The sequence below is a fragment of the Gorillibacterium massiliense genome (assembly GCF_000455485.1).
GTDB lineage: Bacteria > Bacillota > Bacilli > Paenibacillales > NBRC-103111 > Gorillibacterium > Gorillibacterium massiliense.
Genome location: NZ_CBQR020000099.1, coordinates 16,311 through 27,292, shown reverse-complemented (window position 1 = coordinate 27,292; position 10,982 = coordinate 16,311). Strand labels below are relative to the sequence as shown.

Annotated in this window: 5 protein-coding genes; all 5 read left to right on the top strand. The window is 49.8% G+C overall.

What is annotated here, in order from left to right; genetic code table 11:
• Window positions 1-84: 84 nt before the first annotated feature.
• Window positions 85-1,232 (top strand): IS3 family transposase gene (locus TJ79_RS12010; protein ID WP_155987858.1). Its coding sequence is split into 2 segments (ribosomal slippage): window positions 85-343 and window positions 343-1,232, totalling 1,149 coding nucleotides; the frame shifts between segments, so codons are not numbered across the junction.
• Between the two features lie 244 nt (window positions 1,233-1,476).
• Entirely contained in the window at window positions 1,477-3,570 is a 2,094-nt protein-coding gene (locus TJ79_RS12005) for a methyl-accepting chemotaxis protein (RefSeq protein ID WP_052339524.1), read from the top strand.
• Between the two features lie 329 nt (window positions 3,571-3,899).
• Window positions 3,900-5,819 (top strand): heavy metal translocating P-type ATPase, encoded by a 1,920-nt coding sequence (locus TJ79_RS11995; protein ID WP_040950553.1) that lies wholly within the window; start codon window positions 3,900-3,902, stop codon window positions 5,817-5,819.
• 284 nt (window positions 5,820-6,103) lie between these two features.
• Complete coding sequence (locus TJ79_RS11990; RefSeq protein WP_040950552.1) at window positions 6,104-6,745, top strand: SGNH/GDSL hydrolase family protein; 642 nt, start codon at window positions 6,104-6,106, stop codon at window positions 6,743-6,745.
• A 250-nt stretch (window positions 6,746-6,995) separates the two neighbouring features.
• On the top strand, window positions 6,996-10,922 hold the full coding sequence (locus TJ79_RS11985) for a hypothetical protein (protein WP_040950551.1): 3,927 nt from the start codon (window positions 6,996-6,998) through the stop codon (window positions 10,920-10,922).
• Window positions 10,923-10,982: the final 60 nt, after the last annotated feature.

Genomic DNA, 10,982 nt, shown 5'->3' with positions numbered 1-10,982 from the left:
GGTATTATCCCCTTTAGGTAGACAGTGCAAAAAGAGCACATGTATGATGTGTTCTGGCACTAATTATCTAAAGGGGATTTTATTATGGCTATTAAAGGACAGAAATTTAAAATATACTCAACGGAGTTTAAGTTGGAGGCAGTCCGCCTGCACCTGGAGGAAGGATTAAGCTTTTCTCAGATCGTTGAAAGAACGGGCGTTAAAAGTGATGCGCAATTAGTGGACTGGGTGAGGAAATACAAAGCAGGAATACCGTTTAAGGATCGAAGTGAGAAGTGGGACAAGAAGGATTTCGAAAGCTTGGAAGAGGAGAATGCATACTTAAAGGCTCAGGTGGATTACCTAAAAAAGCTCAGTCCAAATCTGCACGGGGAGGGAAGTTGGATAAACAGATTCGATGCGTAATAATAAATGAGTTAGCGTCAACGTGCACAGTCTCAATGCTCTGCAGCATTGCCGAAGTGTCTCGTTCAGGGTTTTACAAATGGAAGAAGGAAAGAACAACTCGCGAGGAACAGAGAGGTCGTAAATCTGTTCTCAAGGAGCATATATTGGCGATCCATAAGGCTCGCCCTTACTTTGGGTACAACCGAATGAAGACGGCGTTGTTCAAAGAGGGCTTTGTAGTTAATCACAAAAAGGTTAGGCGGTTGATGCGAGAATTGGGAGTCAGTTCCGTTATTAGGCGCAAGCGGAAGTATTACGGTAGGAAGAGCTCCGTTGTCTTTAAGAACGTTCTCGCGCGCGATTTTAAATCTCAGAATCCACACGAGAAGTTGGTTACTGATATCACCTATGTAAGGATCGGAAACGAGTTCGTATATCTCTCTGTGGTTCTGGATCTGTTTAACAATGAGATTGTCGCATGGAAAGTATCTCGAAGAAATGACTATGTTTTAGTTAAAGAGACAGTCAATCAACTCGACTGCAAGGGAGCAATCCTGCATTCGGATCAGGGCTACCAGTATACTTCGAAGCCCTACGCCTTACTGTTAAAGAAGAAAGGCATAGAAGGCAGTCATTCACGGCGAGGGAACTGCTACGACAATGCATGCGTCGAGTCGTTCTTTTCTCACTTAAAGACAGAGAAAATCTATTTAGAAAAGCCGCAGTCACTTGAAGAGGCAGAAAAAATGATTTTTGATTATATAACTTTTTACAACAACAAACGTTTCCAGAAAAAACTCGGCAACCGCTCACCTTATGAATATCGGCAAGCGGTCGCTGCTTAAAAGTGCTCTTTTATAGTTGTCTACTTGACGGGGCTATGACCAGACCTCTCTGCTCTTTTTTCATTGGGTTTATTGGGTACGAACTTCAATGGCCATGTTTGCGTTTTCTGGGATTTGATCAAGATTTGACGATTCATGTCGAAGTTTATCATCTTTTAAGCGTTCCTTAAGCCGGGGTTCAGGTACTATTTTCCTATCGGCTTTACACTAGGGTGGAAGATTTTGAGATGAAGGAGAGCTATCCATGAATCGCACGTCGAAGCCAACCATCCGTTACCGTTCCGTGAAAAGAAAGCTTATTGCATCATTTCTGCTCATTCTGCTGCTGCCAAGCCTCGCAATCGGGGGATTCTCATACATAACGGCAAAAGATAAAGTGGATGAACAACTGGAAAGCGCCGCTGTTAACAGCATTGCTTTGGCAGATCATGCTATAGACCAAATTATTCAGGCAAAAATCAACGATCTCAATACTCTGTCGCAAGAATCCGCCGCTGGGTCCGTCCAAGGCCAGCTCGCTGACTATACGGCGAAGCACTCCGAGATTGAAGAAGCGGCGGCTATCGGAGCGAATGGGGTGACTGCGCAGTCGCCAGCGAGCTCGAAAGCGGGGTCCGGCAGTTTGCCGGCGGATAACGCGTATTATTCGGAAGCAGTGAAGAACCAGGGAAAGGTGACCATTACGGAACCTTATACGTCTTCCCAAACAGGCGATACGGTCATTACCCTGGCCAAAACCGCTGCAGACGGCCAGACGGTGGTCGCCCTCGTTATGAATTTGCAAGGCATACACGATTTAGTGAACAATGTGAAAATAGGTGAAAATGGGTTCATCGCCATCTTCAGCCCGCAAGGAGCGATGGTCGTATCTCCACCTTGGGGAGTTGGCGGTGAAGGAGCGCAGCCAGGAGCCGCCGGAACGGCACCGGACGGACCTGGAAATGCGGCGGAGGGCAACGGAGAAGAAGTGCCGCCTGCCAAGAATCAGCAGGCGCCAGGCGATACGGGTGAGCCGCCGGCAGGAGAAGCGCCCCTCAATTCCATGTTCGACGGCGACTCGGGGAAGATCAAGCAAGTGTCGCCTGAGGGGGATACTCGCAGCCTGATCTACATCACGAATGAATTAACGGGCTGGAAAATCGCCGGAGACCGTTCTCCCAGCGAGGTTACCCGCATGGCATCGCCGATTTTGCTGAATACCATACTGGTTCTTGTGATTTCGACGCTGCTAGGTGCGGTGCTGGTCTTCGTCATCGTGCGTTCTTTTTCCAAGCCTTTGAAAGCTCTGACGGCAGCCTCCCGGCTTATTGGCCAAGGCGATTTAAGCTCCCGGGTCGAGGTTAAAGGGAAGGACGAGTTTGCCGAGCTCGGAGCCGGCTTCAATCAAATGGCCGATGCGTTGAAGACGGTGCTGGCGGAAGCCGGCCGTTCGGCTGGCCGGTTGACGGCAGCGTCGGAGGAGTTGGCCGCAAATGCGGAAATGACTTCCTCCGCCACGACCCACATTGCCGGCGCTATTGAAGAGATGGCGGAAGGTGCCAACCGGCAGGCGGGCATCGCGGAGGAAAGCGCGCAAACCATTCACGCCGTTTCGGAGAAAATGCGAATGATTGCCGCCCATGCCCGTACAGCATCGGAAACAACGGCGATGGTTTCGGAAAAATCGGCAGAGGGCGGCCGCGCCGTTCAAAGTGCAGTCCGGCAAATGGGTTCGATAAACGGTTCCGTTGAAGAATTATCGGCCGTTATCGCTCATTTGGTGGCGACTTCAACGGAAATCGATCAGATCATCGAGGCGATCTCGGAGATCTCCGGAAAGACCAATCTACTCGCGCTGAACGCCGCCATAGAAGCGGCCAGGGCAGGTGAACATGGCCGGGGATTCGCCGTTGTGGCGGGAGAAGTAAAGCTTCTGGCGGAACAATCGGCTCGCTCCGCGGAGCAAGTGGCCGCCTTGATCCACACCATTCGCGAAGAGATCAACCGCGCCGGAAAATCGATGCGGTTGGCGACGGAAGAGGTCGGCACGGGGATGAGCGTGGTGCAAACAGCCGGCAGTCTATTTGCGGAGATCGAGCGTTCTGTAGGCGAGGTGAACAATCAGGTCGGCGAGGTTTCGGCTACGGCAGGGCAAATCTCATCTGAAACCTTGAAGGTTGTCCGGGCGATCGAGGATCTTGCTCTCTTTTCCCAGTCTACGGCTTCCGGCACGGAGACGGTCTCTGCCTCGACGGAACAACAGCTGGCAGCAATGGAGGAGATCGCTTCTTCCTCTGCCACTCTGATTCGTATGGCGGAGGAATTACAGGCCGTCGTTGACAAATTCAAATTATCTTGAGTAAAAAAGCGAAAGAGGCCTCTCACGAGTTCAATGAACTTGAAGAGGCCTTTTTTTGTACGATTGACATGCTGCCAATTCCCATATTTTTCATTAATAACAATAATCTTTATCAATTAGATATTTTTAATACTATTGGGTGCATTTTCATGAATGATTATGCTATAATTCGGTTTAAGGAAAATCCCGTAACCAAACGAGTCTGCAGCTGCATATCTTATTATATACAAGTTTCATGCTGTTCCCCAACCCCGGGGGACAGCATGTTGCATTTTAAGGGAGCTAATATTAAAAGTCATTCTCAATAAAAGAAAGGAGAGTGTTAGAGGATGTCCGCAAATTATCAAACAGCAGCCGCTTCTTGCAAACGCGCCGAATCCACCACCGCATTTCAAAAGTGGAAGAACCGTTACGGCGAACTGGCTGCTGCGTTAATCGGAGGCGGGTTGACGGCAATGGGTTGGGTTTTGCATCATCACCATTACTTTGCAGCCGTATGTTTCTTTATCCTGTCATTTGTCATCGGCGGATATGCGAAAGCGAAAGAAGGCATGAAGACCCTCCTGTACGAGAAAGATCTAGACGTTAATCTGTTGATGTTTGTGGCTGCCATTGGTGCTGCCTCTATTGGGTATTGGACGGACGGGGCTGTGTTGATCTTTATTTTTTCCCTTAGCGGCGCTTTGGAAACGTTGACGGTCGAACGGAGTTCGCGGGACATTTCCGCTTTGATGGGGCTAAATCCAGAAACGGCAACCCGATATATAAACGGCGTGGAAGAATCGGTTCTCATCCAAGATTTGCAGGTCGGGGACATCATTATCATCAAAAACGGCGAGCGCATTCCTGCAGATGGAGTCATAACCGAGGGAGCCTCATCTGTGAATCAAGCCTCCATTACGGGTGAGAGCATTCCGGTGGATAAAGCAGTAGGCGATACCGTTTTTGCCGGCACCTTAAACGGCGAAGGTGCTCTGTTCGTCCAAGTGACGGTTTCCAGCGATTCCACTTTATTTGCGAAAATCATCCGGCTGGTGCAGGAAGCCCAGAGTGAGATGCCCAAATCGGAGCGCTTCATGCAGAAATTTGAGCGTTATTATGCGCGGGCTGTCGTTGCGGTAACGATTCTGCTGATCCTCCTTCCGCCTTGGCTTATCGGTTGGAGTTGGTCCGTTACGATGTACAAAGCGATGGTGTTTCTTGTCGTTGCCTCGCCATGCGCTTTGGTGGCATCGATCATGCCTGTCATGCTTTCGGCGATCTCCAATGGTGCCAGGAAAGGGTTATTGTTCAAAGGCGGGGCTCATCTGGAAAACCTTAGCTCGGTCCATGCCGTCGCCTTTGATAAAACGGGAACGCTCACCCTTGGTAAGCCGGTCGTAACGAATATCGTCACGTTTAATCGGATGGATGAAAATGAATTGTTGGCGGCAGCGGCTTCCATCGAGTCGATATCGACCCATCCGATTGCAGGAGCGATCGTGGAGGAGGCGGAGAGCCGTGGAATCAGACTGGCGCGTTGTTCGGACTTTCAGGCGATGACAGGCAGAGGTGTCCAGGCGAACCTGGGAGGAACGCTCTGGAAAATCGGCAAGCCCTCTCTGTTTGAGGAAGACTCGAAGCGACAAGGACTCTACGATGAGATTGGGAAACTCGAAAAACGAAACACGGTCATCCTTGTCGAGCAGGATGGGATCGTGGCGGGAGCCATCGCACTTCAAGATCGCATCCGACCGGAAGCCGTTCCGATGGTTGCCAAGTTGAAAAGCATGGGCATAACGGTTGCGATGCTGACAGGCGACCAACAGCTTACGGCTGAAGCGATAGCAGCGGAGGCGGGGATTGATAAAGTCTATGCAGGCCTGCTTCCGGAAGAGAAATTGAATATTGTCAAACAATTGAAAGAGGAGCATGGAAGCGTCGTGATGATCGGCGATGGCGTAAATGATGCTCCGGCTTTAGCGACGGCCACGGTTGGGATCGCAATGGGCGGCGGGGGCTCGGATGCCGCGTTCGAGACGGCCGATTTGATACTGATGAACGATGATTTGCTGAAGATCAGCTTTGCCGTAGAGCTGGGAAGACGCATGAAGCGGGTCGTGAAGCAAAATATCGCCTTTGCCGCATTCGTCATTATGGGTTTGATCATCTCCAATTTTATTTCGGATTTTCCGTTGCCGCTCGGTGTCTTCTTCCATGAAGGAAGCACCATCCTTGTGATTTTGAACGGATTGCGGCTGCTTCGCTAACATCATTTCGATATAGCTTAAAGGGAGTCGTGGTAACCCCATGGCTCCTTTTTAGTGTTGTAAGTTGAAGCATGTTGATCTTACGATGGCCGTTCACTTGTAAAACGGGACACAAAGCAAGAGTCGCTGGTTGAATTATCCCGCTATTAGTTTCGCCAACCCACTGGAAAAAAAGTGCGCTTATCCTCGCAGATAATGTCCACACACTCCTTACGTAGTTTCAATACTTTAATCATAGATAAGCTAAAACAATAACATTTCCATCGTTGGGTTGGTGATAGGCTATGATCTATTTAGCACTCGGAGATTCCATTACATTTGGGGAAAATGCCTCATCTTTGAGAAATGCTTACCCCCAATTAGCCATATCAGCGTTAAATTCAAGCTCTTGTAAGGCTACAGGGCATGTTCTGGCCAAGCCTGGCTGGACTAGCGAGGATCTATTAGATGCTGTCGTATGGCAAAGCGTCCCCTTGATCAGCCACGCTTCTGTTGTTTCCATATGGATCGGAGGAGTCGATTTAGCGGTGGTGGCCCTATCTTCGTTTCGAAATCAGTTGCCACTATCACCAACTCAAATAGCAGCTAACTATAGACGAAATGTACGCAACATCATCACGTTTATCAAAAATGAAAGCCGGGCCAGAATCCTAATCTGTACGCAATACAATCCATTTCCAAACAGCCCTCTTGCGGCTGAAGGGATCGGCCAATTAAACCGGGTGACGAACGAACTCGCTCGAAGCTGCGGCGCAATGACCGTTCCCGTTCATGCGTGGTTTGAAGGAAAACAAGCGGAGCTTATCTATGGATATCAAAAAGGTAAAATTGAAGATGCATTAAGCGGTTTTCTTCCCATCCACCCAAATGATCGAGGCCATCGAGTTATTGCCGAGGGGCTACTCCCTTATCTTGCTTCATGCTAAGAGTCTTGACAGCGGATCGTTGTAATGGGTGCGAGCTCCGGCCGCATTTGCAGGAATTATCATAAGTAAAAAAGCGGAAGAAGCCTCTCACGAGTTCAAAGAACTTGTGGAGGTTTTTTTGGGTTCAGTTGGAACTAAATGCGTTCATGAATGATTGGGCAAGTACATATTTTTCTAATGTTTTGAATAAATGGAAATAGGGTAATGACATTTGGTGTGACATTATTGATCGATAGGAGGGAGCAATCGCATGTACTTGCCTTCGCGTCTCAGTCTCTTTTTGCTGCTAAAAGGGAGCGGACTGCCTATTCCCAACATTCCGTTCTATGCTGAAGTCGTCTCTCCAAAAGCGATCCTTGAATCAACAGTCGAAATCGATCATCGTTTGGATGACCACATTGTACGGCAATTACGTGAGCTTGATCCCGGAGTGATGACAGAAGCAAAAGCGATTGACCGCGTCCTGAAAGCAGTACAAGAAGCCATCTCCCGTTTGCTCTCGAGTGATGCCCGCGACAAACTTACAAACGAGCACGATCTGGCGGATAAATTCATCTATGAGATTATTTGGAGCATGAAGGCAGCAAACGGTGGCGAGTTGAAAAACACGTCCGATTCCGATTTGCGGCAATCCGCGGAAAAGACCGTTCGCCAAAAGGCCGGGGATTTTGGGCTAGAGTTGAAGGAGCTTGACCCGCCACCGGAAACTACAAAGACGGCTTATCCGTTGGGCATCCTTGCAACCGATCATGCCGGCTACTTGTCATTCGATCTTAAAAGACTCCCGAAAGAAATCTACATATCCCTTGTCGATGCAATCGATCAACGCCGAAAAGATGCGCAAGCCTCTATAAACACATCCGTCTGGTTTTACGCTTTTGCCCGGGAAGATATGCGGTTCGATGCTCTCGTCCAAGGGAGATTTGCCGAAGACGCGATTTTGACGAAGCTGGAATTACCTACTTCTTTGCCCTTGCCTTTTGACGTTAAAAATGTGGGGTATTTGTCATTGCAAGACCCTAGTTTAACGGACTGGCGCTTGTCGCCTTCCTCGTTTGCGTCGAACCCTGCCTTATTGATCGGCGATGATGAAGATTGCGAAAACTTGCTTCCAGCCCATTTGGCGCTACAGGAATACCGGTTTTATCAAGTCGTTGGGTTAAGCAATATGGATCATGTAGGCCGGGACGGCCTTGTTCGTCTGGGCGTCGTGCATGAGTATCGCGTGGCTTGGTATCCGCTCGGTCATTCGTTAGGCGAGATTTTATACAGCCTTCCTTTGGCGCCCGGCGAATCTATCAATTTGGCGGTCATCGACTGGACCCGGCGAGACGATGCCGCGCGGAAAGAAAATACCACCCTGGATGAGCAGATCGTTCATCAAGAACATCGCGACCGGATGATTAGCGAGACGGTCACAGCTGCTGTAAAAGAGTATCAGCACGGCAGCAGTTTTATGGGGGGGATTGCCGGGTCGGGCGGCTATAACAGCGGGGCTTATGCAGTAGGGATTGCAGGTTCCCTTGGAGGAAGCACGGCAAGCAGCAGCGGTACCCGGGACATTGCGGCGAACACGGTGCAAAAAATCAGCGATAATATCTCACAAGTAAGCTCGGCTGCCCGGGAACTGCAAAGCACAGTCGTGGTACAAACCAATCAGTCGGAAAAAGAGGCAATCGAGACGCGCACGGTGGTGAATTACAATCATAGCCATGCGTTGACCATTTTATATTACGAAGTGCTTCGTCACTATCGGATCGTTACCGAATTCGTGCGCCGCAGGCCGGCTGTGATGATCAAACTGAAAACGGATTGGTTCGACGGGCCAGATGCGAAAAAACTTGTACGGGAAAACCGTGCTGCTTTAGAGTCGCACTTGCTTGTCCCATCCCTTGCCGGAGCCTTCGACGCTCTTGAGCGGATCGAGCATCGCCGTCAACTCGCCATCGTTTTATCCAAGGAGGCTCCTGTGCAGGTTGTCCCTCCTACGTCTTTCCGATATTTTGTTTTCGATATGATGACCGGCGGCTTATTTTCGGATGAAAAGGGCGAAAATGTCAGCATCAACGCCGTTTTATGGCCGGTCAATCACAAGTTGAATGACGGAAACCCGTTCAGCCCTCCTGGCGCTTTTACTCAAGCGAATGCTAATAATTCATTCGTTGGAAGGACCAGCAACGGCGAATTCGTGAAATGGGATGACATCGAATTGATCGCTATCGGGGTTGATATTTTTAAAGGCGATGAAAGCAATACAGATGTTTCGTTCCAACATATTAAAGTAACGGGAATCGATGCCTTCGGCAATGAAGTCATTCTGGTTGATAAAGGCTATGAGGCCGGGCATCTCATTTTAACGAACGATGCAACGGTGGAACTGCCGACAAAGCGCCCCGTTCCTCCGCCTCCGCTTAACGGACGTCCTGCCGAGGAGATCGAGGATGATGTGAAGAGCGCGCAGCTTATTGAGCATCTCAAAAGTCACGAGGAGTACTACAGTCGTGCTATTTTCTGGGGACAGGACCCTGCTGACCGAGCTATCTATCTGGCGGGAGTTCAGCTCCCCGATGGAACCGCGGCGGCTGACATTATCGATAATCGCCCCTTGGACATCATCGGGGATTATGTTGCCTACAGCTGTACGGATCGCGAATGGTCCGACATCATCGACAGAAGCGTATTTGAAGTTCAGATGGATGATCTTTATGATGAGAGACTCGTTACCTTGCCGGCCAGAGGCGTCTTTGCGGAGGCCAAACTGGGACATTGCAATGCATCCGAAGAGATCGACAACACTCGTTTCTGGGATTGGCAGCAATCACCCATTCCGCATCTCGCACCAGAGATTTCCCCGATAAAAGCCGTAACCCCGCAGCCCCAAACACAAAATCTGACACCGACCGCTTTCCCGCAATCTCTCGTGAACATCGTGAACCCGCCTTCAGTTCCGGACCCTACTGGGCTATCCTCTGCAATGAATGTTTTGGCGACATCCAACCTTTTCCGGGATATGTCCGGTATAAACCAGGTAACCGATCTCTTGAAGAAACTTTCCGATAATTCCGTTGCCATCGCCAATTCACCGGTCGACAAGTCAAAAAGCACCTCCGGCAGCAGCTCTTCAAGCGGTTCATCCGGTGGTTCATCCGGCGGCACGACCTCGGGCAGCGGAAGCGGCGGAAGCGGCGGAAGCTCCGGAAGCGGAACAAAGTCTGCCAATCAGCCCGGTGGAATGAGCAGTATACCGGCAACCCCTGTTGAACCGTCACGGACGACGAGAAACCTTCAGGACTTGCAGCAAGTCCTCCTCAGCAATCAGAAAAAAGGTTTGATTACTCCGGAGGATGCCCAAGCGATCTATAAAGACTCTTTAGCAAATGAACTCGGGCTTGAACAAGTGAAGGCAACGGTCCCGGACGCAGGAGCCCGATCCGGTTACAATGATCCTCAGTGGCAGACGGATAACGCCAGGATGCAGGATTTACTCAGTCCGTGGATAACGGCGGCTCAAAAATCGCAAACGGAGTCGCTGCCAATGATGCCGTATATTGAGATGCTGACAGAAGGAACGAGCCGGTTTAATAATGGAGCGCTAGGCATAAATCCGTCGACTTTGAAACCGATGTTTCTCAACGCGGCGGAAATTGTTTTCCGGCTGAAAACGTCTCAAGCAGGTAAATGGAAAGATTTCCATGTCCGACAGATCACAACCGAGATGGCTCAAGAAATCAGCTACGACCCCATTACAAGATTGAACAAGTATAGACTTGCGAAATTCAAAAATCAGATCGAAATGAATGATGATCCGGATCCCAAATTGCAATCTGCGATTTCCGGCGAAGTGGCGTTTTACGATAGTCCCGGAATTCCTTACAACGGAAAGGGAGATCAGTTGGATCTGAGCGATGGGGATTCTTCCGCGCCATTTGCGGGAACGACGCTGCTCTTCAAGCAATACTTTTTCTGCTGGGTAGAGGCTCGTTCGATTAACGGCGGGGATCTTCAGCGCATTTCTCCCATTTTTCCGTGGCATAGCCGCCAGTTCGTCGCTTTCGATGATGAGGCAAACAAATGGGTTCCCTATCCGTGGCCTGTGCCTGGATTAGGAGAAGGAGCGTTGCAGGGGGCGTACGTCTCTCACATCGGTCCGGGGTTGGACTTGGATGTAACCTTGTAGACGGTCGTGAAAAAGGCTTCCACTTTTTGTGGAAGCCTTTTATTGTTTTATGAAAACCCC